The 25399-nt window shown below is 71.2% G+C and carries 20 protein-coding genes and 1 other RNA gene; 15 read left to right on the top strand and 6 right to left on the bottom strand.

What is annotated here, in order from left to right; genetic code table 11:
- Positions 1-3 precede the first annotated feature (3 nt).
- Positions 4-2307 carry a 1,4-alpha-glucan branching protein GlgB gene (gene glgB, locus IFT51_RS01150; RefSeq protein WP_192058284.1) on the bottom strand — a complete coding sequence of 768 codons (2304 nt, stop codon included), beginning with the start codon at positions 2305-2307 and terminating at the stop codon, positions 4-6.
- An 11-nt stretch (positions 2308-2318) separates the two neighbouring features.
- Entirely contained in the window at positions 2319-4319 is a 2001-nt protein-coding gene (locus IFT51_RS01145) for a maltotransferase domain-containing protein (protein WP_192058282.1), read from the bottom strand.
- A gap of 378 nt (positions 4320-4697) precedes the next feature.
- Between IFT51_RS01145 and IFT51_RS01140 the strand changes: the two genes are divergently transcribed.
- The 5 genes from IFT51_RS01140 to IFT51_RS01120 are packed head-to-tail and all read left to right on the top strand — an operon-like array spanning position 4698 to position 8674.
- Positions 4698-5273 carry an alternate-type signal peptide domain-containing protein gene (locus IFT51_RS01140; RefSeq protein ID WP_192058280.1) on the top strand — a complete coding sequence of 192 codons (576 nt, stop codon included), beginning with the start codon at positions 4698-4700 and terminating at the stop codon, positions 5271-5273.
- A gap of 41 nt (positions 5274-5314) precedes the next feature.
- Positions 5315-5920: a TasA family protein gene (locus tag IFT51_RS01135; RefSeq protein WP_192058278.1), complete on the top strand. Its 606-nt coding sequence runs from the start codon at positions 5315-5317 to the stop codon at positions 5918-5920.
- Positions 5917-6852 carry a hypothetical protein gene (locus tag IFT51_RS01130; RefSeq protein WP_192058276.1) on the top strand — a complete coding sequence of 312 codons (936 nt, stop codon included), beginning with the start codon at positions 5917-5919 and terminating at the stop codon, positions 6850-6852. Before IFT51_RS01135 ends, IFT51_RS01130 begins: the two co-directional genes overlap by 4 nt.
- Positions 6843-8018, top strand: coding sequence for a hypothetical protein (locus IFT51_RS01125; RefSeq protein ID WP_206758083.1), 1176 nt, complete (start codon positions 6843-6845; stop codon positions 8016-8018). The genes IFT51_RS01130 and IFT51_RS01125 overlap by 10 nt, the downstream gene beginning before the upstream one ends.
- A complete protein-coding gene (locus tag IFT51_RS01120) occupies positions 8015-8674 on the top strand; it encodes a signal peptidase I (protein WP_320479064.1) in 660 nt (219 codons plus the stop codon). The genes IFT51_RS01125 and IFT51_RS01120 overlap by 4 nt, the downstream gene beginning before the upstream one ends.
- A gap of 360 nt (positions 8675-9034) precedes the next feature.
- Here the strand turns inward: IFT51_RS01120 and IFT51_RS01115 are convergent, their stop codons facing one another.
- The gene (locus IFT51_RS01115; RefSeq protein ID WP_192058272.1) at positions 9035-9721 is read right to left on the bottom strand and encodes a DUF1294 domain-containing protein; all 687 of its coding nucleotides are present in this window, start codon (positions 9719-9721) and stop codon (positions 9035-9037) included.
- Positions 9722-9731: 10 nt separating this feature from the next.
- Complete coding sequence (glgX, locus tag IFT51_RS01110) at positions 9732-11759, bottom strand: glycogen debranching protein GlgX (protein ID WP_371740640.1); 2028 nt, start codon at positions 11757-11759, stop codon at positions 9732-9734.
- 103 nt (positions 11760-11862) lie between these two features.
- Here glgX and IFT51_RS01105 point away from each other — a divergent pair, with 103 nt between their 5' ends.
- From IFT51_RS01105 to ssrA, 8 genes are all read left to right on the top strand, one after another.
- On the top strand, positions 11863-13029 hold the full coding sequence (locus IFT51_RS01105; protein WP_192058268.1) for a cysteine desulfurase family protein: 1167 nt from the start codon (positions 11863-11865) through the stop codon (positions 13027-13029).
- A gap of 626 nt (positions 13030-13655) precedes the next feature.
- Complete coding sequence (locus tag IFT51_RS01100; protein ID WP_192058266.1) at positions 13656-14564, top strand: hypothetical protein; 909 nt, start codon at positions 13656-13658, stop codon at positions 14562-14564.
- 326 nt (positions 14565-14890) lie between these two features.
- Positions 14891-15496 carry a hypothetical protein gene (locus IFT51_RS01095; RefSeq protein ID WP_192058264.1) on the top strand — a complete coding sequence of 202 codons (606 nt, stop codon included), beginning with the start codon at positions 14891-14893 and terminating at the stop codon, positions 15494-15496.
- Between the two features lie 11 nt (positions 15497-15507).
- Positions 15508-16614, top strand: a complete 1107-nt coding sequence (gene prfB / locus IFT51_RS01090) for a peptide chain release factor 2 (RefSeq protein ID WP_192058261.1) — start codon at positions 15508-15510, stop codon at positions 16612-16614.
- Between the two features lie 134 nt (positions 16615-16748).
- Positions 16749-17492: a cell division ATP-binding protein FtsE gene (ftsE, locus tag IFT51_RS01085; RefSeq protein ID WP_192058259.1), complete on the top strand. Its 744-nt coding sequence runs from the start codon at positions 16749-16751 to the stop codon at positions 17490-17492.
- Positions 17489-18403 (top strand): permease-like cell division protein FtsX, encoded by a 915-nt coding sequence (ftsX, locus tag IFT51_RS01080; RefSeq protein WP_192058257.1) that lies wholly within the window; start codon positions 17489-17491, stop codon positions 18401-18403. The genes ftsE and ftsX overlap by 4 nt, the downstream gene beginning before the upstream one ends.
- 148 nt (positions 18404-18551) lie before the next feature.
- Entirely contained in the window at positions 18552-19028 is a 477-nt protein-coding gene (smpB, locus tag IFT51_RS01075; protein WP_192058255.1) for an SsrA-binding protein SmpB, read from the top strand.
- Positions 19029-19124: 96 nt separating this feature from the next.
- Positions 19125-19502, top strand: a transfer-messenger RNA (tmRNA) gene (gene ssrA, locus IFT51_RS01070).
- Between the two features lie 116 nt (positions 19503-19618).
- On the opposite strand, the gene IFT51_RS01065 is transcribed toward ssrA, so the two are convergent.
- Positions 19619-21469 (bottom strand): polysaccharide biosynthesis protein, encoded by a 1851-nt coding sequence (locus tag IFT51_RS01065; RefSeq protein ID WP_371740639.1) that lies wholly within the window; start codon positions 21467-21469, stop codon positions 19619-19621.
- Between the two features lie 279 nt (positions 21470-21748).
- On the opposite strand from IFT51_RS01065, the gene fdhA reads away from it, so the two are divergent.
- Both fdhA and IFT51_RS01055 read left to right on the top strand, forming a co-directional pair.
- Positions 21749-22966 (top strand): formaldehyde dehydrogenase, glutathione-independent, encoded by a 1218-nt coding sequence (gene fdhA, locus IFT51_RS01060; RefSeq protein WP_192058253.1) that lies wholly within the window; start codon positions 21749-21751, stop codon positions 22964-22966.
- Between the two features lie 91 nt (positions 22967-23057).
- Positions 23058-24530 carry an MFS transporter gene (locus tag IFT51_RS01055; protein ID WP_192058251.1) on the top strand — a complete coding sequence of 491 codons (1473 nt, stop codon included), beginning with the start codon at positions 23058-23060 and terminating at the stop codon, positions 24528-24530.
- Here the strand turns inward: IFT51_RS01055 and IFT51_RS01050 are convergent.
- The gene (locus IFT51_RS01050; RefSeq protein WP_192058249.1) at positions 24515-25390 is read right to left on the bottom strand and encodes an inositol monophosphatase family protein; all 876 of its coding nucleotides are present in this window, start codon (positions 25388-25390) and stop codon (positions 24515-24517) included. The two genes, IFT51_RS01055 and IFT51_RS01050, sit on opposite strands and share 16 nt — an antisense overlap.
- Positions 25391-25399 lie beyond the last annotated feature (9 nt).

Raw genomic sequence — 25399 nt, 5'->3', positions numbered from 1 at the left:
GACTCAGGGGCGGCGCTTGAGCCAGAGCACCCCGAGCGGCGGCAGCAGGACGTCCGCCGAGGCGGGTCGCCCGGCCCAGGGGCTGTCCGTCGCCACGACCGAGCCGTAGTTGCCGACCCCCGAGCCGCCGAACTCGACGGCGTCGGTGTTGAGCACCTCGTGCCAGGTGCCGGCCTCGGGGAACCCGAAGCGCATCTGCACGGGCTGACCCGACCAGTTGGCGAGCACGGCCACGCTCTCGCCGTCGCCCGACTTCCGCATGAAGGCGACGACGCTCTGCTGCGCCGCGCCTCCGTCGATCCACTCGAAGCCCTCGGTGTCGAAGTCGTGCGCCCAGAGCGCCTTCTCGGCGCGGTACACGCTGTTCAGCTTCGAGACGAGGTCGAAGATCTGCTGGTGCTCGTGGCGGTCGAGCACCGACCAGTCGAGACCGGCCTCCTGGCTCCACTCGGTGGGCTGGCCGTACTCGGAGCCCATGAAGAGCAGCTGCTTGCCGGGGTGGCCCCACATGTACGCGAGGTAGGCGCGCAGGTTGGCGCGCTTCTGCCAGTCGTCGCCGGGCATCTTCTCGATGAGCGAGCCCTTGCCGTAGACGACCTCGTCGTGCGAGATCGGCAGCATGAAGTTCTCGCTCCAGGCGTAGTGGAACGAGAAGGTGATCTCGCCGTGGTGGTACGAGCGGTGGATCGGGTCCTTCTCGACGTAGTCGAGGGTGTCGTGCATCCAGCCCATGTTCCACTTCAGACCGAAGCCGAGGCCGCCCTCGCTGGTCGGACGCGAGACGCCGGGCCAGCTGGTGCTCTCCTCCGCGATCATCACGATGCCGGGGTGGCGCTTGTAGGCGGTGGCGTTCGCCTCCTGCAGGAACGAGATCGCCTCGGTGGCCTCGCGGCCGCCGTGCTCGTTGGGCAGCCACTCGCCGTCGTTGCGGCTGTAGTCGAGGTACAGCATCGAGGCGACGGCGTCGACGCGCAGTCCGTCGATGTGGAACTCCTCGAGCCAGTACAGGGCGTTCGCGACCAGGAAGTTGCGCACCTGCGAGTCGCCGAAGTTGAAGACGAGGGTGCCCCAGTCGGGCTGCTCGCCGCGACGCGGGTCGGAGTGCTCGTAGACGGCGCGCCCGTCGAAGTTGCCGAGGGCCCATTCGTCTTTCGGGAAGTGCCCGGGCACCCAGTCCATGATCACGCCGATGCCCGCCTGGTGCAGGCGGTCGATCAGGTAGCGCAGGTCGTCGGGCGAGCCGTAGGTGCTCTGCGCCGCGTAGTAACCGGTCACCTGGTAGCCCCACGAGCCGCCGAACGGGTGCTGCGCGAGCGGCATGAACTCGACGTGCGTGAAGCCGAGGGCCGTGACGTAGTCGACCAGCGGGTCGGCCAGCTCGCGGTAGCCGAGCCCCGGGCGCCACGAGCCGACGTGCATCTCGTAGACGCTCATCGGGCCGGCGTGCTGGTCGCTCGCGGCGCGCTTCTCGAGCCACGCGTCGTCCGACCAGGTGTGCTCCGAGCGGGTGATGAGGGAGGCGGTGGCCGGGGGGACCTCCGACCGGCGCGCCATCGGGTCGGCGCGTTCGACCCAGACGCCGTCGGGCGTGAGGATCTCGTACTTGTACGCGCCCTCGGTCACACCGGGCACGAAGATCTCCCACACGCCGTTGCCGTCGAGGCGACGCAGAGCGTGCAGCGCGCCGTACCAGCCGTTGAGCTCGCCGATCACACGGACGGCGTGCGCGTGCGGGGCCCAGACGGCGAACGAGGTGCCGGTGACGCCGTCGTGCTCGCGGACGTGCGAGCCGAGCACGTTCCAGAGCTGCTCGTGGCGGCCCTCGCCGAACAGGTAGAGGTCGAGCTCGGAGACCGTGGGGGAGAAGCGGTACGGATCGTCGGCGACCCAGGGCGCGCCTCCTTCGTAGCTCGCCTCGATCTCGTAGCCGCCGAGCGGCGCGTCGGCGACGCCCTGCCAGAGTCCGTGGCCCACGTGCTCGAGGGTCACGACCTCCGAGGAGGCGCCGGTCACCGTGACCGTGGCGGCCAGCGGTCGGACTACGCGAACGACGGTCACCCCGTCGCGGGTGTGCTCGCCGAGCAGCGCGTGCGGGTGGCCGTGACGACCCTCCGCGGCGGCCGCGACCTCGGCGTCGTCGAGGTCGGGTGCGGTCGGCGCCACGGTGGGCTGCTCGACGGGCTCCTGCGCGGCGGGCTCCTGCGCGGCGGGCGTCTGCTGCGACGGCGTCTGCTCGACGGTCAGGTCGACCGGGACGTCGGCGGGCGTCGGGTCCTCCGCGGGCGCGGGGGTGAAGGGGGAGGTCATCTCGGGTGCTCCTACGGTGCGCGGTTGAGGTCGACGGTCAAGACGTGCACGGGCTCGACGAAGGCGTCGAGGCGGACGTAGTTGTCGTCGCCCCACGTCCACGACTGGCCGGTGATCAGGTCTCGGACCGTGTACGTGCCGCCGGGGGTCAGGCCGAACTTCGTCACGTCGAGGTGCACGGTGGTCTCGCGGGCCGAGTGCGGGTCGACGTTGGCGACGACGATCACGGCGTCGGCGCGACCGCTTCGGGTGTGGGCCCGCGACAGGTACTTCGAGTAGACGAGCACGGCGTCGTCGTCGCTCGAGTGGACCTCGAGGTTGCGCAGCTGACGCAGCGCGGGGTGCGACGCGCGGATGCGGTTCAGCTGGGTGAGGTACGGCGCGATCGAGGCGCCGGCCGCCTCGGCGGCGGCCCAGTCACGCGGCTTGAACTCGTACTTCTCGTTGTCGATGTTCTCTTCGCTGCCGGGGCGCGCGACGTCCTCGATCAGCTCGTAGCCCGAGTAGACGCCCCAGGTCGGCGACGCCGTCGCGGCGATCGCCGCACGGATCTTGTACGCCGACGGGCCGCCGTACTGCAGGTACGGGGTGAGGATGTCGTGGGTGTTGACGAAGAGGTTGGGTCGGAGCCAACCGCTCGTCTCCTTCGACAGCTCGGTGAGGTACTCCTCGAGCTCCCACTTCTCGTTGCGCCAGGTGAAGTACGTGTACGACTGGTGGAATCCGACCTGGGCGAGCGCCTGCATCATGGCGGGCTTGGTGAACGCCTCCGACAGGAACACCACCTCGGGGTTCGTGCCGCGGATCTCGTGCAGCAGCCACTCCCAGAAGCGGACCGGCTTCGTGTGCGGGTTGTCGACGCGGAAGATGGTCACGCCGAGGTCGATCCAGTAGCGGACGATGCGGAGCACCTCGCGGCTGAGACCGTCGTAGTCGTTGTCGAAGTTCAGGGGGTAGATGTCCTGGTACTTCTTCGGCGGGTTCTCGGCGTACGCGATCGTGCCGTCGGGCAGGGTCGTGAACCACTCGGGGTGCTCGGCGACCCAGGGGTGGTCGGGCGAGCACTGCAGCGCGAGGTCGAGGGCCAGCTCGAGGCCGCTGTTCTTCGCGGCCTCGACGAACCATCGGAAGTCGGCGACCGTGCCGAGCTCGGGGTGGATGGCGTCGTGCCCGCCGTCGGGCGAGCCGATGGCGTAGGGCGATCCCGGGTCGTCGGGCCCGGCCGTCAGGGTGTTGTTCGGCCCCTTGCGGAACGTGGTGCCGATGGGGTGCACGGGCGGGATGTACACGACGTCGAAGCCCATGCGGCTGATAGCGGGCAGGCGGCGGGCCGCCGTGCGGAACGTGCCGCTCTTCCAGCTGCCGTCCTCCTGCTTCTTCGCACCCTCGCTGCGGGGGAAGAACTCGTACCAGCTGCCGAGCCCGGCCCGGCTCCGCTCGACGCGCAGGGTCTCGGTGCCGCTGCGGGTGCGGAGGCTGGCGAGCGGCTTGCTCGCGAAGACGGCGGCCAGGCGCGGGTCGGTGGCGACCCGGAGGCGCGCGCCGGCCGAGAGGGAGGGGTTGCCGAGGGCCGTGGCCGCGTCGCGGACGAGGACCGTCTCGGGGTAGTCGTCGATCGCCGCGGTCAGCAGCTCGCTGCCCAGCGCGAAGGTGACGTCGACGTCGATCTCGGCGGGGATCTTGATCTCGGCCGTGTGCAGCCAGGTGGCCCAGTCGTCGGTGTAGGCCTCGACCTGCCAGGTCCAGTCGCCTTCGATCTCCAGCTGGACCTCGGTCGTCCAGCGGTCGGTGCCGGGGATGCCCGCGGTGAGCGGGTGCCTCGTCGTCGCACCGTTCGGATCGACCAGGAGGAGGTCGGCACCGATCAGATCGTGGCCTTCGCGGAACACGGTGGCGCCGAACGGCACCACCTCGCCCGAGAAGGCCTTCGTCGGGAACACCCGGTCAGGGGTGGTCGGGGTCAGTGCCGTGACGGGGATCCGTCCGACCTTGGGCTCGTATGCAGTCGACACGCCAGCGACGCTACCCGGTATGAGCCGGGGTCGGCCCTGGTGATGGGCGGCGTCCCTCGAGATCACCTGAAGAGGACCTTTCGGGGTACAGAATCATGTCCGCACCGGTGGGGACAGACCGCCGCGTTCGTTTTGCCCCCCGTTCTGGGTCAGTGCATATGCATAAATCGCCGTGTCCGCACTTTGGGGGACCGCTAGTGTCGTACGAGTCAGCACGGCCTGCCCGCCCGGTCATCCCACCGAGAGCCCGGCGCCGCCGACACAGACTCCGGTCGTCACCGACCGGTTCCCCCTCTCACCCGCCCCGCTGGGCGCGTCCTCCCGACGGACGCCGCCCGCGGTGCTCGTCGCGCCCTCCCGAGGGCTGATCGGATCGTCATGAACAAGCTCGTCAAAGGCTCCATCGCCGCTGCCGCCGGTATCGCCCTCCTCCTCGGCGGCGCGGGCACCTTCGCGCTGTGGAACGCCAACACCGAGGTCGCCGCGGCGAGCGTCACCTCGGGCACGCTGGCGCTGACGCCGAGCGGGACGGGCACCTGGACGGACATCACGAACGGCCGGAACGCCGCGATCTCCGACGTGTCGCAGTTCAAGATCGTCCCCGGCAACAAGCTCCGCTTCACGCAGACCATGAAGATCGACGCGTCGGGCAACGACCTCGTCGCCGACCTCACCTACTCGGCCGCCTCCATCACCGGTTCGCTCAAGAACGTCGCCGTGACCACCATGGGCGTCTCGAGCGCCGCCGGCTCGTCGGCCCTGCCCGCCGGCGTCACCGCCGACACCGCGACCGCCGGCAGCTTCGTCGTCCGCCCCGTCGCGGCCGGGAGCACCACCGCCGTCGTCACCTTCGTCGTCGAGCTGCCGCAGGCCACCGACGGCGCCGCGAGCATGAACGGCACCCTCGACCTCAGCAAGCTGACCTTCACGCTCAAGCAGCGCGCCATCGCCTGATCCCATACGATCACGACCACCACCGAGACGGGAGCCGCGCGATGAGCCGACACGGGACGACGCAGCGTCGTCACCGCGCCGAGCCCGTCCGCGGCGCCCGCGGCCTCGGTGGTCTCGTGCGTCCGCTGTGGTCCGCGACCGGGATCGTCGTGATCGGACTGCTGGCGATCGTCGCGACCGCCGGCGGCACCTACGCCCTCTTCGGCACCTCGGCCACCACGTCGGCGTCGGTCGTGACCTCCGGCTCGGCCGGGGTCGCGGTGACCAGCGTGTCGGCCCTCGACGTCGCGAAGCTCGGCCCCGGGCGCTCGGTCTCGGGCACCTTCATCGCCAGGAACACCGGCACCGTCCCCCTCGCCCTGCGTCTCACGGGCACCGCGCCGACGTCGACCGACGCCGCGGTGGTCGGCGAGCTGCGTGCCACCGCCGCCGTGCTGCGGAGCGGCACCGCGTGCACGAACACGACGGCCGGCACCACGGCCCGTGCGGCGAGCCTCGACACGGGCTCGTCCTGGACGACGCTGCCCGCCGGTCAGTCCCTCACGGGGTGCCTCGTCCTCACCCTCGACTCCGACGCTCCCGCCACCGTCCAGTCGAAGAGCGCCCCCGTCGGCTTCGTGCTGGCCGGCACGCAGGTCGCTCCGTGACCGGCCGTCGTGCTCAGCGCCGCCGTCGGCCCGTCGCGGCCGGTCGGCGTCTCGCGCTCGCCGTCGTGGCCGGCGTCGTCATCGGCTCGACCCTCGCCGCCGGGGGCGCCGCCGTCGCCCTCTGGACGACGAGCGCGCCGGTCTCCACGAAAGCGGCGACGGGGGCCGTGGCGCTCAGCACGACCGACCCGACCTCGCTGCAGCGCGACTACACGGCGTCGGTGCCGGCGATCACGGGAACCTGGTCGTTCACGAACACCGGCTCCGTCGACGCCGACTACTCGACCACGGGGTCGCTCGCCTCCGGCAGCTCCGCCGACCTCGCCGCCTCCGTCTCCGTCGTCGCCTGGCCCGTGCCCCGCGGCTCGACCGCGGGCGCCTCGTGCACGGCGTCCGCCGCGGTCGGGTCGGGGTCGGTCTCGGGGACCTGGTCCGCGCCTCCTCGTCTGACGGGCTCGCTCGCCGCCGGCGCCTCGGCCGCCTGGTGCATCCGCTCGTCCACGTCGACGACCTCGCCCCTCGGTCGCGTCACCCCGGTGCTGCGGGCGACCCTCGCCACCGGTTCGTGGACCGCCTCCCCGCAGCAGCGGAGCTTCGTGCAGAACAACACGGTCGCGCCCCGCAAGACGGCGACCTGCTCGACCACCGACATCTACTACGCCCGCCTGCACTTCGACCCGTCCGATCGCCCTCTCGAGACGACGTACGGCTCGTTCGTCGGCTCGACCCGGGTCGGCACGGCGACCGAGACCGGGCACTACCCCGAGTTCGGCTTCACCCGCGAGACGCTGCCGAAGGACCCGTACGGCGACGGGCCGATCACCGTCGACATCCGCGTCGTCGTGAACGGTGCGCCGGGGGCGATCGCGGCCACCGGCGTGGTCGTGGGCGGTTACGACCCGAACGGCCTGAGGAACATCCAGTGCCCGTGATCGGGCGGCCCGCGCTCCGCAGGGCGACGGTCGGGGCGGCACTGCTGGTGTCGCTCGCCGTCGCGGGAGCCGTCGCGCTGCCGGGTCTCGCCGCGGCACGCGCCGCCGGGGCGGCATCCGCCTCGAGCACGGCCTCCGCGCCGCGGCTGATGGTGAGCGACGACGGGCGGCTCTGGCAGGCCCGTCTCGACTCCGGGCTGTTCGCCGACGGCCTGCCGCTCGTGCCCGGCGGCTCGACCTCGGGCACCTTCTGGGTCAAGAACACGACCTCGGAGCCGGCCATGCTCGGGGCCCGCATCGTCGGGATCACCTCCTCGACGACCGAGTTCGCCCAGGACGTGTCCGTGACGGCGTGGGCCTCGGGGCTCGACGACGGCGATGCGCTCGGCGGCGAGACGTTCGGCGGCGAGGCGGAGCCGGACGGCGTCGCGCTCGACGGCTCGCCGTCCGTGCTGCCGCTGGTCGAGGAGGCGCCTGTAGCCGATGCCGCGCCCGTCGCGCAGGCCGTGCCGCTCGTCACCCTCGACTCCCCGTCGTGCTCGGTGGTCATGCCCTCGACCCTGCTGCCGGCCGGTGAGGAGGCGCCGATCACCGTGGCCCTGCGGCTCGCGGCGGACGCATCCGAGGCATCGGCGGCGCAGTCCGTCGGAGTCACCGTGCTCGTCACGCTCACCGGTCAGGGCGGCGAGACGCTGGATCCGTGCGTCTCGACCGGCGGTTCGGAGACCGGATCGGGCGGCGGGCCGGCCGGCGACCGGGTGGACGACCAGGAGGCGCGCTCCGCTGCGACCGGCGGCTCGACGTCAGCCGGATCCGCATCGTCGGGCTCCGTGACGAGTGCCGCACGGCCGGCGACCGGGGCGGTCTCGATCGAGGCCGCCTCCGGCGGAGAGGGCGTCGACGGCGGTGCGTCGGCGGACGACGGCTCGGATGCCGTCGTGGGAGCGATCCCGTTCGTCAGCGTCCCGCTGCCGGGGGAGTGGCTGCCGATCGCCGTGGGCGTGCTGGCCCTGCTCGGCGGCGGGTACGTCGCCCTCGGGCGGCGGCGCCGCGACCGCGGCGACGCGGACGACGCCGGCGACCGGGCCGACTCGGGCGAGCACCCCGTCGAGGCGCCGAGCCTGCTCGTCGGAGGGCCCCGCATGACCGACCGGAGGCGTCTGTGACCGCGCGCCGCGCCTCCTCGGCGGAACGGGGGCTGCTGCACAGCATCGGCGTCGGGCTCAGCGCGGGGCTGCTGCTGGTGGTCGTCGCGCTCGCGGTGCTGCTCGTCATCGTGCCCAAGGCGACCGGTTCGACGCCTCTGACCGTGCTGACGAGCTCGATGGAGCCGAGCCTCCCACCGGGGACGCTGCTCGTCGTCCGCCCGACGTCCACCGAGGATGTGCGGGTCGGCGATGTCATGACGTACCAGATCGAGTCCGGTCGGCCCGAGGTGATCAGCCACCGGGTGATCGAGATCGTGTCGGCGTCGGACGGCACCACGTCGTTCGTGACGAAGGGCGACAACAACTCCGCCGCCGACGAGAAGGCCGTGCTGCCCGTCCAGGTGCGCGGCACCCTCTGGTACAGCGTCCCGTGGCTCGGCTTCGTGAACCAGGCCGTCAACGGTCAGGCGCGGGCCTGGATCGTGCCCCTGCTGGCGGTCGCCCTCTTCGGCTACGCCGGGTACATGATCACCTCGGGTCTCGTGGCGCATCGCGCGGAGCGGCGGCGCGGGCGCGGTCGCGGGCGACGGTCGGCCGGCCGGTCCGAGGACGCGTCCGAGGGTGCGTCCGAGGGGCGGTCCGCAGGGTCCTCCGAGGGTCGATCCGAGAGCTGATCCGACGGTCGATCGATGGTCGATTCGGGGTCGTGCCACCGGTCGTCCGAGCTGTCTCGGGGTGACCCCCGGATTGGGGTGCGGGTACGCGACCGGACGCGCTTGTCGGCCGTTTGGGGGACCGCTACAGTCGGGGACGACGACGCGGCCTGCCCGCCCGGGGCGACATCCGCCCCGAGAGCCCGGCGCCCGTCGATCGGCGGTGTCGCACTGCTGACACCCCGCCGGATGCATCGACGGCCCGGACCCGAGGCCGTCGCGTGCGACGACGAACACGACGAGCGACGGCGCGCGCCCGGACCCGGCCCGAACCGGTCCGGTCGCCGCCGGTGCCCGTGGGTGCGGTGCTCCCGACCCGGCTCAGGCGATCGCTGCGAAGGCTGCCGCGACGGCCGCCACGGCGACGAGGTTCAGGGCGACGGTCGCGACGAACACGCGCCGGAACGCGGGCTTGCCCGTCTTGTGCCGCAGCAGCTGCTGTGCGACGACGGCGGCCGGCCAGCCGCCGAGCAGACCGCAGAGCAGCAGGCTCCGCTCGGGGATCCGTCGGAGCCCGAGCCGTGCGGCCCGTTTGTCGACGGCGTAGGCGACGGCGGTCGCGAGGTTCAGCAGTGCGACGGCCCCGACGACGGCGAGCCGACCCGCCAGCACGGGCGGATCGAGCGACCACACGCCGGCTGTCCCGGCCTGCGACCCGGTGGACCATCCGCCGGCGATCGGCGACAGGGCGACGACGGTCAGTGCGAGCGCGACGACGACGGCCCCGGCGACGGCGAGACGACCCCGCGAGGAGGGGCGCGCGGGTCGGGCGCGCGGCGCCGACCAGGTCGTGCCCGCGGGAGCCACCCTGACCGCCTCGGGCCCGCGGTCGCCGTGGCGGTCGACCGCGTACGAGTACCGCTCGCCGACGCGCGGTCGCGCCGATCCGCCGCTGAAGGCCGTGATGTGGACGAAGACCCGGCCGCGGCCCGCGTCCGGGGTGAGGAACCCGAAGCCGCGGTCGTCGTTCCAGCTCGTCAGCGTGCCCTCGATGCGACGTTCCGACACGGCCGTCGCCCTAGCCGACGCGGTACACGACGACCGTCGGGCCCGAGATCGACACCGTCTCGCCCGGTCGGCCGGCGTCGGGCAGTCGACGGTCGTCGCTCGACCAGAGGGGCTCGTAGCCCTCGACGCCGTCGACGGTCGGCAGGGTCACCTCGATGATCGTCTCGGCACCGTGCACGATGACGAGCACGCTGTTCGGCGCCTCGTGCTCCGGGGTCGAGGTGGCCAGGTACTGGAGCGTGCGCACCGCCGCGTCGTTCCACTCGCCGGGCTGCATCTCGGCGCCCGAGGCCGAATGCCAGGACATCTGGGTGGCGCTCAGGGTGCAGGCTCCGTCGACGCCGAACCGGACGGGCCGCAGCGCGGGGTTCTCGGCCCGCAGCCGGGCGAGCGCGGCGACGTCGTCGCGGAGCGCGACCTGCCACGGTTCGTCCGACCAGTCGACCCAGGTCAGCTCGCTGTCGATGCAGTAGCCGTTGTTGTTGCCGTGCTGGGTGCGTCCGCGCTCGTCGCCCGCCGTCAGCATCGGGATGCCCGCCGAGACGAAGAGCGTCGCGAGCAGGTTCCGCATCGAACGCCGGCGGGCGTCCGAGATCCAGGGGTTGTCGCTGTGGCCCTCGATGCCGTGGTTGAACGACCTGTTGTCGTCGGTGCCGTCGCGGTTGCCCTCTCCGTTGGTCAGGTTGTGCTTCGCGTCGTACGACACGAGGTCGAGCAGCGTGAATCCGTCGTGCGCCGTGACGAAGCCGACCCCGGCGAGCGGCCCCCGCTCGTGGGCGAAGATGTTGCTCGAGCCGCTGAGCTTCGAGGCGAAGCTGCCGAGACCCGACGGCGGCAGGCCGTTCGCCCGCGCGGCCGCGACGTCGGTCAGCCAGAACTCGCGGGTGCGGTTGCGGAACCGGTCGTTCCACTCGATCCAGCCGTGGGGGAACGCGCCCGTCTGCCAGCCGCCCATCCCGACGTCCCACGGCTCGGCGATCATCTTCACGCCCTCGAGCGCCGGGTCGGAGACGATCGCCGCGAGGAGGGGGTGCTCGGGATCGAAGACGTGGTCGGCGCCGCGGCCGAGGGTCGCCGCCAGGTCGAAGCGGAAGCCGTCGATCTGCACCTCGTTCGCCCAGTAGCGCAGCGAGTCGAGCACCAGACGCGATGCGGCCGGGGTGCTCGTGTCGATCGAGTTGCCGCAGCCGGTGACGTCGACGGATCGGCCGTCGGCGTCGTGCCGGTAGTAACCGGACCCGTCGAGCCCGCGGAGGCTCGTGATCGGCCCGTCGTCCGCCCCCTCCTCGGCCGTGTGGTTGTAGACGACGTCGAGGTAGACCTCGATGCCCGCCTCGTGCAGCAGTCGCACCATGCCCTTGAACTCGCGGAGGACGGCGGAGGCGCCGGCCAGCTGGGCGTCGCGGCTCGCGTACGCCGTGTGGGGAGCGAAGTACGAGAGCGTGTTGTAGCCCCAGTAGTTCTCGATTCCCTGGGCGACGAGACGCTGCTCGTCGACGTGCTGGTGCACCGGGAGCAGCTGCACCGCCGTGACGCCGAGCGACTTCAGGTACTCGATCGTCGGCTCGGCCGCGAGCCCCGCGTAGCTGCCGCGCAGCTCTTCGGGGACGAACGGCGCCAGGCGGGTCAGCCCCCGCACGTGCGCCTCGTAGACGACCACCCGGTCGAGCGGCGTGCGCGGCTTGGCGACGCCGCCCCAGTCGAACGACTCGTCGACGACGGCCGACTGCCAGCCGCCGCGCCCCGTGCGGCCGAGCCCGCGGGCGTACGGGTCGAGCAGCTCGAGCGACGGGTCGAAGGCGTGGCCGCCGCCCGAGGGGCCGTCGGCGTGGAGCCAGTATCGGCGGCCGGGCGTGAGAGAGGGGTCGGTCGCGCTCCACACGTCACCGTCGCCTCGGGTCAGCGGCACGACGCGGTCGTGCGGCGCGTCGTCGATCACGAGGTCGATGCGGGTGGCCGAAGCGGACCACACCCGGAGGGTCGGCCCCTCGGGGCCCTGGGTCAGGCCGAGGTCGCGCAGGGGGTCGATGTCGGACACGGCACTTACAGTAGATGACGGGTCGGCACCGGCTCGACCCGCGCCTCCTGCCTGCGCCCTCCCGCGCCGGCCCTCGCCCGCCCTCGATGCTCGAAGAACCGACATGACCGTCTACCTCGACCACGCCGCCACCACGCCGATGCACCCGGCCGCCATCGCGGCGTACACCGAGGCCCTCGGCGCGGTCGGCAACCCCTCGTCGATCCACAGCGCGGGCCAGAACGCCAAGCGCGTGCTCGAAGAGGCCCGCGAGCGCGTCGCGGCGACCCTCGGCTGCGAACCCATCGAGGTCGTCTTCACCTCGGGCGGCACCGAGTCGGTCAACCTCGCCGTCAAGGGCCTCTGGTGGGCGCGGCAGTCCGATCGACCCCGCCCGCGCCTCCTCGTCGCCGCCGGCGAGCACCATGCCACGGTCGACACCGTCGAATGGCTCGAGCGCTACGAGGGCGCCGTCGTCACGTGGATCCCGCTCGACGCCGTCGGCCGGGTGCGCCTCGACGCGCTCGCCGAGGCGCTCGACGCCCACGACGACGTGGCGCTCGTCAGCCTGCTCTGGGCCAACAACGAGGTCGGCACGATGCAGCCGGTGTCCGAGGTGGTGGCGCTCGCCGGGGCGCACGGGGTGCCGGTGCACTCCGACGCGGTGGCCGCGTACGGGCAGGTGCCGATCGACTTCGGCGCGTCGGGGCTCGCCGCACTCAGCGTCAGCGCCCACAAGATCGGCGGCCCGATCGGCATCGGCGCGCTCGTGCTGTCACGGGCGGCGACGGTCGTCCCGTTGATCCACGGCGGCGGGCAGCAGCGGCAGGTGCGTTCGGGCACCCAGGACGCCCCGGCGGCCGTGGCCTTCGCCGTCGCGGCCGAACAGCCGCATGTCGACTACGCGCCGCTGCGCGACCGGCTGATCGACGGGGTGCGCGCGGCGGTGCCGGGGGCGGTGCTGCGCGGCGATCCCGCCGACCGTCTGCCCGGCAACGCGCACTTCACGTTCGAGGGGTGCGAGGGCGACTCGCTGCTGTTCCTGCTCGACGCCGCAGGGGTGAGCGTGTCGACCGGGTCGGCGTGCCAGGCGGGGATCCCCGAGCCGTCGCACGTGCTGCTGGCGATGGGGTTGAGCGACGACGAGGCGCGCGGCGCCCTGCGCATGACCGTGGGGCACACGTCGACCGCGGCCGACGTCGACGCTCTGCTCGCGGCGCTGCCGGACGCGGTCGCGCGGGCCGGACGCGCCGGCTACGCCGACCGCGCGCCCGCCCTCGGCGCGCGGTAGCGCTGCGCTGCGCTGCGCTGCGCTCCGCGCTTGCTCCATCGAAATGACGCGAAGCGGGCCTCTCACGGCTCGAAGGGCGCGTTTCGCGTCACTTCGACGTGGTGTGCGGGGTGCGCGTTCTGGCGTCGCCGCGCCCCGTTCATCGAGGTGACGCGAAACGGGCCTTCTGCGGTGCGGAGGGCGCGTTTCGAGTCACATGGACGTAGCGCGCGGGGTACGCGCAGTGCTGCATCGCCGCGCCCCGTTCATCGAGGTGACGCGAAGGGGGCCTTCTGCGAAGCGGAGGGCGCGTTTCGAGTCACATGGATGTAGCGCGAGGGGTGCACGCAGTGCCGCATCGCCGCGGGTTCCGTCGAGGTGCCGCGAAGCGGGCCTTCTGCGGTGCGGAGGGCGCGTTTCGGGTCACCTCGACGTGGTGTGCGGGGTGCGCGGTGCCACATCGCCGCGCCCCGTTCATCGATGTGACGCGAAGCGGGCCTTCTGCAGCTCGGAGGGCGCGTTTCGGGTCACCTCGACGTGGGGCGGGGGCCCGCACCCGTCCTCCACAGGGGGCGCGATGCTCGAGCCATCCACAGCACCGGGCCCCACCCCCCGAGACGCCGCGGGGCGGGAGCGAGCATGGCCCCATGCACCCACGTCCTCTGCCTCCGCCGCTGGCCCGGGGCCCGTTCTCGACGGCGACGGCGCTGTCGCACGGCGTCGCGCCCCACCGCCTCCGGGCCCACGATCTCCGCTCGCCCTTCCACGGTGTCCGGTCGCCGTCGCAGGCCGAGGGGCTGGTCGGCCGGTGTCGCGAGTTCACACCCCTGCTGCGCCTCGACGAGTACTTCGCCCACGAAACGGCGCTCGCGCTCGCAGGGCTGCCGACTCCCCGCCGTTCCGAGCCCGGGCCTCTGCACATCGGCACGACTCGATCCCGCCAGCGTCGTCGGGCCGGTGTCGTCGGCCACCGCCTCGTCCCCGCCACGCTCCACGACATCGGCGGTCTCCCGGTGGCCGACCCGGTCGACGCGCTCGTGCAGGCGGCGAACGACATGGGCCTCGACGACCTGGTCCGTCTCGGAGACGCGATGGCCGGGTCGTGGTCGAACCACGCGTTCGCGCGTGAGCTCCCCGTCACGACTCTGCAGGCGGCGGCGTCGGTGCGGGGTCGCCCTGGCATCCGGCGGCTCAGGGAGGCGCTCGAGCTCGTGCGGCCGGGGGTCGACTCGCCGCAGGAGACGGACCTCCGGCTGCTGATCGTGCGGGCGGGGCTGCCCGAGCCCGAGGTCAACGTCAAGCGGTACGCGGCGGACGGGTCGTATCTCGGCAAGCCCGATCTCAGCTACGGGTGGTGCCGACTCGCACTCGAGTACCAGGGCGATCACCATCGCACCGATCTGGAGACATGGCGCTACGACCTGGCCCGCCGCGAGCGCTTCGAGGACGAGGGCTGGCGCGTCGTGCTGGTCAGTCGTGACGACCTGTACGGCGCGGCCGCGGCCGTCCTCACGGCCCGGATCCGTCGATACCTCGCTCGCTGCGAATCGAGGTGACCCGTCGGAACCCCTGCGGGGCGTCGGATGGCCCGGTTGGGTCACTTCGATGGTGGTGTGGTGCCGGGGAGGTGCGGGGCAGCGCGAAGGCGGGGAGGTGCGGTGCGGGGAGGCGCGGTGCGGTGCCGGGCGGAGCGGTGCGGCGCGTATTGCGGCTACCTCGCTTGCTGCGAACCGAGGTGACCCGTCGGGACCCCCGCGGGGCGTCGGATGGCCCGGTCGGGTCACTTCGGTGCTCGGGTGGCTCGCCGCTGAGCGCGCGCGGCGCGCGGCGCGCGCGGCGCGCGGCGCGGCGGGCGCACGCGCAGGGCGGGCAGACTGGGGCGATGCAGCTCTATTCGGCGTCGACGGCGGTCCGTGCGCGTCAGATCACCTCCGACGTCGTGGCGCTCGCGCTCCTGGTCGCGGCGGTCGTGGCCGGTCTCACGGCGGCGGCGTTCGTCCGGACGTTCGCCGAGCTGGGGCGTCGGGTCGAAGACGCGGGACTGGGGTTCCAGCAGTCGATGGGCGACGCGGCCGAGTCGATCTCGGGTCTGCCGCTCGTGGGCGAGGCCGCGGGGCGCCCGTTCATCGGTGCGAGCGACGCGGCGTCGACGCTGGTGGCTGCGGGTCGGGACCAGCAGGAGGCGGTGGGCGCCGCCTCCCTCGTGGTCGGCCTCCTGGTCGCGGGTCTGCCCGTCGTGGTGATCCTGCTGACGTGGCTGAGGCGACGGATCGCGTTCGTGCGCCGCGCCTCCTCGGTGTCGGCCCTGCTGCGCAGCCCCGGGGGCGACGACCTGCTCGCCCTGCGGGCGCTGTCGACGCTCGACGCGCGCGAACTCGCGGCCATGACCCCGGACCCGGTCGCCGCCTGGCGGGCCGGCGACGCCGACACGGTGAGGCGACTGGCCGACCTGGCCCTGCGAGACGCGGGTGTCGGCCGCGCCCGGTAAGCTCGGTCACCATGATCGCACTGGATTTCTCTGAGCAGATTGCCGCCCTCCGGGCCACGTTCGAAGACATCCGCGCGGTGATCGGGCAAGACCGTCTGGTGGCCGAGATCGCCGAGCTCAGCGAGCAGGCGTCCGCCCCCGACCTGTGGGACGACACGGAGAACGCGCAGAAGGTCACGAGCGCGCTCAGCCACCGCCAGGCCGAGCTGGAGAAGCTCGAGACGACCGAGCAGCGCCTCGACGACCTCGGGGTGCTGGTCGAGATGGCCAACGACGGCGACGATCAAGAGAGCGCCGACGAGGCGCAGGTCGAGCTCAAGGCCCTGCAGAAGATGATGGACACCCTCGAGGTGCAGACCCTGCTCGACGGCGAGTACGACCCGCGGCCCGCCGTCATCACGATCCGCGCCGGCGCCGGCGGGGTCGACGCCGCCGACTTCGCCGAGATGCTGCTGCGCATGTACCTCCGCTACGCCGAGAAGCACGGCATGTCGGCGACCGTGATGGACACCAGCTACGCCGAAGAGGCCGGCATCAAGAGCGCCACCTTCGAGATCGACGCGCCCTACGCCTTCGGCACCCTCAGCGTCGAGGCGGGCACGCACCGGCTCGTCCGCATGAGCCCGTTCGGGGCCGCGGGCAAGCGTCAGACCAGCTTCGCCGCGGTCGAGGTCATCCCTCTGATGGAGGAGACCGAGTCGATCGAGATCCCCGAGAACGACATCCGCGTCGACGTCTTCCGGTCGTCCGGGCCCGGTGGTCAGTCCGTCAACACGACCGACTCGGCCGTCCGTCTGACGCACATCCCCACGGGCACGGTCGTCTCGATGCAGAACGAGAAGAGCCAGATCCAGAACCGGGCCGCCGCCATGCGCGTGCTGCAGTCGCGACTCTTGCTCCTCCAGAAGGAGGCGGAGAACGCGAAGAAGAAAGAGCTCGCCGGCAACATCACCGCCAGCTGGGGCGATCAGATCCGCAGCTACGTGCTCGCGCCGTACCAGATGGTCAAAGACCTGCGCAGCGAGCACGAGGTCAACAACCCGTCGAACGTCTTCGACGGCGACCTCGACGGCTTCATCTCGGCGGGCATCCGCTGGCGCAAGCGCGACGACTCCTGACGCACGCTCCTGAGCCGCCGCCGCTGCCCGCCGACCGGCACCGCGCCTCCTCGGCATCCCAGGGGATTCATAGCCCCCAGGCGTGCGCGTCGCTGCGGTGATCACCGGGGCTGGCGCTTAGGGTAGCCACCGTCATGATTCGGTTTGATGAAGTCACCAAGGTCTACGTCGGCAATCCCCGACCGGCGCTCAACGCGGTCACCCTCGAGATCCTCAAGGGCGAGTTCGTGTTCCTGGTCGGGGCCAGCGGCTCCGGCAAGTCGAGCTTCCTCCGGCTCGTGCTGAAGGAGGAGAAGCCGTCGGCGGGGCAGATCCACGTGCTCGGGCAGCGTCTCAGCACGCTCTCGAGCCGCAAGGTGCCGTACTTCCGTCGCAACATCGGCGTGGTCTTCCAGGACTTCCGGCTGCTGCCGCAGAAGAACGTGTTCGACAACGTCGCGTTCAGCCTGCAGGTGATCGGCAAGAGCAAGGGCTTCATCCAGGAGGCCGTCCCCGACGTGCTGAAGATGGTCGGTCTGGTCGGCAAGCAGCACCGTCTGCCCCACGAGCTCTCGGGTGGCGAGCAGCAGCGCGTCGCCATCGCCCGCGCGATCGTCAACAAGCCCGCCGTCCTCCTCGCCGACGAGCCGACCGGTAACCTCGACCCCTCGACCAGCGCCGGCATCATGACGCTGCTCGAGCGGATCAACTCCGGCGGCACCACCGTCATCATGGCCACCCACGACGCCGGCATCGTCGACCAGATGCAGCGCCGCGTCATCGAGCTCAGCGCCGGCAACATCCTGCGCGACGAGCGCGAGGGCGGCTACCAGACGCAGGCGGTGCCCATTCAAGCCATCGGGGTCGAAGACCTGAGCCTGAGAGGGGCCGACGAATGAGACTCGGACTCGTCCTCAGCGAAGTCGGCAGCGGCCTGCGGCGCAACGTCTCGATGGTCGTCGCCGTCGTGCTCGTGACCTTCATCTCGCTGACCTTCGTCGGCACCGCGGCACTGCTGCAGATGCAGATCAATCAGATGAAGGGCTACTGGTACGACAAGGCCCAGGTGGCCGTGTATCTCTGCACCGACACCGACACGACCGGCAACTGCACGGGCGCGAAGGCCACGCAAGACCAGATCGACGCGGTGCAGGCGCAGCTCGACTCCGAGGTGCTGCAGCCGTTCGTCGACCGTTCGTACTTCGAGACGCAGCAAGACGCCTACGACCGCTTCACGACGCAGTTCGCCGACAGCCCCGCGACCGAGTTCGTGCAGCCGTCGTACCTGAACGAGACCTTCTGGGTCAACCTGAAGGACCCGACCCAGTCGGACGTCCTCACCGAGAGCCTCTCGAGTCTCGCCGGGGTGCAGAGCGTCGTCGACCAGCGGGCCTACCTCGACCCGATCTTCTCGGTGCTGAACGCCGCCAGCTACACGGCCATCGGCATCGCCGTGCTGATGCTGATCGCGGCCGTCCTGCTGATCGCGACGACCATCCGGTTGAGCGCCTTCAGCAGGCGGCGCGAGCTCGGCATCATGCGGCTCGTGGGTGCGTCGAACACGTTCATCCAGACGCCGTTCATCCTCGAGGGGGTGATCGCCGCGCTGATCGGATCCCTGCTCGCGGGCGGTGCGATCGTCGCGATCGTCAACTTCTTCGTGAAGGGCTATCTGGCGGTGAACTTCGTGGGCACCCCGTTCGTCGGCCTGCGCGACACCGCACTGGTCGTCCCGCTTGTCATCCTGGTCGGCATCGTGCTCGCGGCCCTCTCGGCCAACATCGCCATCCGCCGGTACCTCAAGGTCTGATCCGCTAGCGGATCCCCAGAAGCAGATGCCTGCAGGAGGCGCGGTGCCGGTCCGACCGGCACCGCCCCTCCTGCCGTCGCAACCGCAGGTATACTGACAGGCTGCCTGCTAACGGCAGAACCATCTTCCGAACGACCAGGAGGCACCTGTGGCGAAAGAACGCGGCGAGAAGGTCGTGGCCACCAACCGCCGCGCGCGCCACGACTACACCATCGAAGACACCTACGAGGCCGGCATCGTGCTGAGCGGCACTGAGGTGAAGTCGCTCCGTCAGGGTAGGGCGTCGCTGGTCGACGGCTACGCGTTCGTCGACGCGAACGAGGCCTGGCTCGACGCGGTGCACATCCCCGAGTACACCGAGGGCACCTGGAACAATCACGCGCCGCGGCGCAAGCGCAAGCTGCTGCTGCACCGCCAGGAGATCGACAAGATCGGCCAGAAGACCAAGGAGGGCGGCTTCACGATCGTGCCGCTCAAGATCTACTTCAGCGACGGCCGGGCCAAGGTCGAGATCGCCGTGGCCAAGGGAAAGCGCGAGTACGACAAGCGGCAGACGCTGCGCGAGCGCACGGCGACGCGTGAGGCGCAGGCCGCGATCTCGGCGCGCAAGCACCTGGGGGAGTAGCCGAGGAGGCACGGCGTGCCTTACACTGGAAGGCCGCAGAACACCGCGGTCGGCTCCATTGCGACAACTCCACAGAGTGTGACAACGGCCCCTCATGGGGATGATCGGTTTCGACATCGCCTGTGTGCGAACGAGAAGCGGGCCGAGGATCCAGGGTTATCTCGTAAACGATCTCTGGAAAACAATAAGTGCCAATAACAAGCGCACTGACTTCGCTCTCGCTGCGTAAGCAGTAGAGCCACATGGAGTCCGTCAGTCTGGTGACCGCCTTCTAACCAGAGCCTGACGTCATCTAGAGGGCTTGCTGCGTGACTACGCCTGAGGGTCACGCGGGACTTGCACTCGGGCTGGGCCCGTCGACCTAGAAGCCAGTAGCAAAGGTCGGGGCCGAGCAGAACGTCTCATCTGGCTACGCCCGTAGAATGCGTGCAATCTCAGCGATGGACGGGGGTTCAATTCCCCCCATCTCCACCATCGGCCGCTGTCACACTCCGTCGGATCACGAACGCCCCGCCTGACTCAGGCGGGGCGTTCGTCGTCTCGTCGAGAGCTATTCGGGTGACATCTGCAAAGTATGCGTGCCCCGGCTCTCAACTCGCCTGCGCCAAGTCGAGCTGCCACCATGCCCCGTCTTCAGGCGCCAGGATGAGCGACGACGGGTGCAGCGGAGGCACCGAGGCATGCGAGATCTTGGGGTGCACGGGGCGGTCGTCGGTCTCGCCGTCACCCACCAGCTCTTCGTGCAGCTTCTCGCCCTCGCGAAGGCCCGTGTAGACGATCTGGACGTCGCGGCCCGACAACGCGATCATGCGCTGAGCGATGTCGAGGATGCGCACGGGCTCGCCCATGTCGAGGATGAGCACCTCGGCAGGCGACCCGATGCCGCCGGCCTGAACCACCAGGTTGCACGCCTCGGGGATGGTCATGAAGAACCGCGTCACGTCGGGATGGGTGATGGTGAGAGGGCCGCCCGCCTCGATGAGCGACGAGAAGACGGGCAGCATCGACCCGCGGCTGCCGAGCACGTTGCCGAACCGGACCGACAGGTAGCGGGCACCGGTCTCGTCGGCCGCCGAGGCGGTGAGGCGCTCGGCCAGACGCTTCGAGCGGCCGAGGGCGCTGGTCGGGTTCGCCGCCTTGTCGGTCGAGATGTTGACGAACGTCGTCACGCCGACCGACCGACTCGCGTCGAGCACATTGCGGGTGCCGAGAACGTTTGTCTTCCAGGCCTCGTCGGGGTACTGCTCGAGCATCGGCAGGTGCTTGAGGGCGGCGGCGTGGAAGACGACGTCGGGGCGACGGTCGGCGAAGATGCGGTGCAGGCTCGCAGCGTCGCGGATGTCGGCCAGCACGACCTCCTTCGTGTCGAGCAGGCCGTTGCCCGAGATGGACAGCTGCGCCTGCTGCAGCCCGGTCTCGTCGCGGTCGAGCATGATCAGCTCGGCCGGCGCGTAGCGGGCGATCTGCCGGCAGAGCTCGCTGCCGATCGAGCCGCCCGCCCCGGTGACGAGCACCCGGGAGCCCGACAGGTAGCCCGCGATCGACTCGACGTCGGTGTCGACCGGGTGCCGACCGATGATGTCCTCGATGGCGATGTCCCGGACGTCACGGAGGCGCGACCGACCGTCGAGGACGTCGGCGAGGGGCGGCAGCACCAGCACCCGCAGGCCCGCGGTCGCCGCCAGATCGGTGACCTCCTGCAGCAGGGAGGCGTCGGCCCGGGCGATGCCGACGATGAGCGCCTCGGCGCCGGAGTCCGCCGCGGCCCGGATGAGATCGCTCCGCGTGCCGAGCACGCGGACGCCCTCGATGCGCAGACCCGCCCGCGTCGGATCGTCGTCGATGAGGCCGACGGGCACGTACGCCGAGTCGGGATCGGTCAGCATACGGCGGACGAGGTGGTTCGCGAGTCGCCCGGCGCCGAAGATCAGGGTGCGCTGCGCGTCGTCGCGCGGTCGGCTGCGACGTTCGATCAGGAGGCGCGCGAGGTACCGCAGGGACCCCATCAGCACGAACGCCACGGGCGTGGCGATGACGGCGGTGCTGCGGGCCAGGTGGATCTCGGTGCCGACGAGCAGCACGGGGATGCCGACGACGAGACCCGTGAGGACGACGGTGCCCGCGACCGCACGGACCTCGAGCGCACTGCCCGACACGAAGCGCCGACGGTAGACGCCGGTGGCGAAGCCGGCGGCGGCGTGGGCCAGCACGGCCACGGCGACGGCGACGGCGGTCGAACCCCAGGCGATCTGGTGCGCCGCGAAGTCGTAGCGCACGAGCACGGCGAAGACGAGCGCCACGGCCCAGGCGCTGGCATCGGCCGCCATCAGCAGCGACGTGCGCCGGGCCGGCGACCGCATGAACCTGGCCGCTGCCGCGTCGGCGGCAGCGGGGGAGACCCGTCGGGTCGGGCGGCGGCGGTCGTCGTTGCGTGATTCCACGGGAGTCCTTGTCTCGATCGGGGTCGGCGCCGGGCGCGGCATCGAGCGCCAGAGGGAGGCCGTGCCGTCAGCACCCTGATCGACCTCCTGCCACGACGCTGACTGCGATTCTCTCACATTCAACATGTGAAACATAAGGTGACATGCGAAGGGCGGTATCGGAAGGCGACGGGTGATCTTGCTGATGAGCGGCTGCGAAACGCGACCCGCGCCTCCTCGGCGTCCTAGCGTGTGACCACGGGCACGATCCCGTGCCCCGAGTGATCAAGGAGGATCACCATGGCAACGAATCACGCGGTCGCTTACAAGGGTCCGGGCCAGGTCGAGGTCATCGACGTCGACTACCCCACCTTCGAGCTGAAGGACGGACCGGGCGTCAACCCGGCGAACATCGGGCGCAAGGTCAACCACGGGGCGATCCTCCGCACCGTGGCCACGAACATCTGCGGCTCCGACCAGCACATGGTGCGCGGCCGCACCACCGCCCCCACCGACCTCGTGCTGGGCCACGAGATCACGGGCGAGGTCGTCGAGGTCGGCCCCGACGTCGAGTTCATCAAGGTCGGCGACATCGTCTCCGTCCCGTTCAACATCGCGTGCGGCCGCTGTCGCAACTGCAAGGAGCGCAAGACGGGCATCTGCCTGAACGTCAACCCCGACCGCCCCGGCAGCGCCTACGGCTACGTCGACATGGGCGGCTGGGTGGGCGGCCAGGCCGAGTACGTGCTCGTGCCCTACGCCGACTGGAACCTGCTGAAGTTCCCCGACCGCGACCAGGCCCTCGAGAAAGTGCTCGACCTGGCGATGCTCTCCGACATCTTCCCGACCGGGTTCCACGGCGCCGTGACGGCCGGGGTCGAGGTCGGCTCGACCGTCTACGTCGCCGGTGCGGGCCCCGTCGGTCTGGCCGCCGCGACCAGTGCGCTGCTGCTCGGCGCGAGCGTCGTCATCGTCGGCGACATGAACGCCGACCGCCTCGCCCAGGCCCGGAGCTTCGGCTGCGAGACCGTCGACCTGACCAAGGGCGAGCCCGGCGAGCAGATCGATCAGATCCTCGGCGAGCCGCTGGTCGACTGCGCGATCGACGCCGTCGGCTTCGAGGCCAAGGGGCACGGCGGCGGCTCGGGCGAGGAGGCGCCGGCCACCGTGCTCAACTCGCTGATGGACATCACGGCGGCGGGCGGGGCCATGGGCATCCCCGGGCTGTACGTCACCGGCGACCCGGGCGGGATCGACGCGGCCGCGCAGAAGGGCTCGCTGTCGCTGAGCCTCGGCACGGGCTGGGCGAAGTCGCTCTCGTTCACCACGGGTCAGTGCCCGGTGATGAAGTACAACCGCGGTCTGATGATGGCGATCCTCCACGACCGCACGAGCATCGCCAAGAACGTCCACGCCGAGGCGATCAGCCTCACGGACGCCCCGCGCGGCTACGAGATGTTCGACAAGGGAGCGGCGACGAAGTACGTGCTGAACCCGAACGACTACATCAAGGCCTGACGAGGAGGCGCGGGTCGGCCCGAGAGGGTCGGCCCGCCGCCCCTGCCGGTCGGCCCGTCGCCTCGGGGCGGGTGTATGACGGAACCACCCCATGACGAAGCCACGCGAAGCCCCGAGCCCCGAGCGTCAGAAGTGGCAGGCGTTCGCCGTGTGCGTCGCGGTCGCGGCCCTCACCATCCTCGACCTGTCGAAGGTCAACGTCGGGCTGCCGAGCATCGAGGCGTCGCTCGGCGCCGGCCCGACCGCGCTGCAGCTGATCGTCGCCGGCTACGCGCTCGCCTTCGGGCTCTCGCTCGTCCCCTCCGGTCGTCTCGGCGACCTCAAGTCGCGCCGCCTGATGTTCGTCGTCGGCCTGACCGCGTTCACCGTCGCGAGTCTGCTCTGCGCCCTCGCCCCGTCGATCGAGCTGCTGGTCGCCGCGCGCATCCTCCAGGGCGTCGCCGCGGGCATCCAGATGCCGCAGGTGCTCGGGCTGATCCAGCAGCTCTTCCAGGGGAAGGAACGTGCGCGAGCCTTCGGCTTCTTCGGCGCCATCATCGGCGTCAGCACCGCCTTCGGCCCCACCCTCGGCGGTCTGCTCATCGCGATCGGCGGCCCGGAGGACGGCTGGCGGCTGCTCTTCTGGATGAACATCCCGCTCGGTCTCGCCGCGATCGTCTTCGCGCTGCGTCTGCTGCCGAAGGCGTCGACGGCTCCGAGCGGTCACAACGAGCTCGACCTCTTCGGCATCGTGCTGCTCGGTCTGACGATCTTCACCCTGATGCTGCCGTTCGTGCTGACGACGGGGCAGGGCGACGACCCCCTGCGCTGGCTGTTCCTGATCGGCTTCGTCGTCTTCGGCGCTGCGTTCATCCGGTGGGAGCAGCGCTACAAGGCGAGCGGCAGGTCGCCCGTCGTGCACTTCAGCCTGTTCTCGCTCGCGTCGTACCGCAACGGCACCCTGATCGCGACGGTCTACTTCTGCGCGCTGCCCGCGACGTTCCTGCTGACGACGCTCTACCTGCAGCAGGGGCTCGGGCTCGAACCCGTCTACGCCGGCATGGTCACCATCCCGTTCGCTCTGACCAGCGCCGTGGCCGCGTTCTACGGCGGACGGCTCGTCGAGCGGTACGGGCGCAGCCTCGTCGTGCTCGGGCTGCTGCTCGTCGCCGTCGGCTTCGTCGCGCTGCTGCTCGCCGCGATCCTCACCCCGCCCGAGATCACGCCCTACGCGATGGGCGTCGGGATGCTGCTCGCGGGTACCGGCGGCGGTTTCGTGATCTCGCCGAACCAGACGCTGACCCTGGCGGAGGTGCCCGTCGAGATGGGTGGCGTGGCGGGCTCGATGGGCCAGGTCGGTCAGCGGGCCGGCACGGCCATCGGCACGGCGGCCGCGGTGTCGACGTTCTACTCGGTGATCGCCGGAGCCGGGGGAGCGGACGGCGCGGGCCTCGTCGAGTACCACGAGGCGTATCGCAACGGCTTCTTCGTCGTGCTGGCGCTCATCTCGGTCGCCCTCGTGCTCGGTCTGCTCGACCTCCGCGGGCGCAAGACCGGCAAGGTGACGAGCTACTCGTCCGACTGAGCGGTCACGTCGGTCGAGTCGGCCACGTCGCCCGTTTCGCCGGGCCGTTCGGCCCCGTCGCTCGGCCGTTCGGCGACGATCGCGAGCACCTCGTCGTGCAGCAGGCCGTTCGTGACGATCGCCGTGCCGTGCCAGGGGCCGTCACGTCCGTCGGCGCTCGTGAACCGCCCGCCCGCCTCCTCGACGATGGGCACGAGCGCCGCCATGTCGTAGGGCTGCAGGTCGAACTCGCCGGCCATGTCGAGTGCGCCCTCGGCGAGCAGCATGTACGACCAGAAGTCGCCGTAGGCGCGGGTGCGCCAGACCCGGCCGGTCAGGTCGAGCAGCTGGGGCAGACGCCCGGCGTCGATCCAGTACTCGAGCCCGTTGAAGCTGATCGACGCGTCGGCGAGGTCGGCGACGCCCGAGACGCGCAGCGGCCCTTCGTGCTCGGTCGAGAAGGCGCCGCCGCCCTGCGTGGCCCACCACCGGCGGGCGAGCATCGGGGCGCTGACGACGCCGACCACGGGCACGCCGTCGACCACGAGCGAGATGAGCGACGCCCACACCGGCACCCCGCGGAGGAAGTTCGCGGTGCCGTCGATCGGATCGACGACCCACTGCCGGTGCGACGGGGCATCGTGCCCGTACTCCTCGCCGTAGAAGGTGTCACCGGGGCGGGCGGACGCGACGCGCTCGCGGATCGCCCGCTCGACCGCCTGATCGGCGTCCGTCACGTGACTGCGGTCGGGCTTCAGCGACACGTGCAGGTCGGCCGACCGGTACCGCTCGGTGCTGATCGAGTCGGCCAGATCGGCCAGCTCGAGCGCGAGCGCCAGATCGTCGGCCCAGGGGGAGGAGGCGGGGGTGGGGTCGGTCACGCTGCCAGC

This window comes from Frigoribacterium sp. CFBP 13712 (assembly GCF_014842255.1).
Lineage (GTDB): Bacteria > Actinomycetota > Actinomycetes > Actinomycetales > Microbacteriaceae > Frigoribacterium.
The sequence above is the reverse complement of the archived record's forward strand: the minus strand, read 5'-3'. Positions and strand labels throughout refer to the sequence as shown.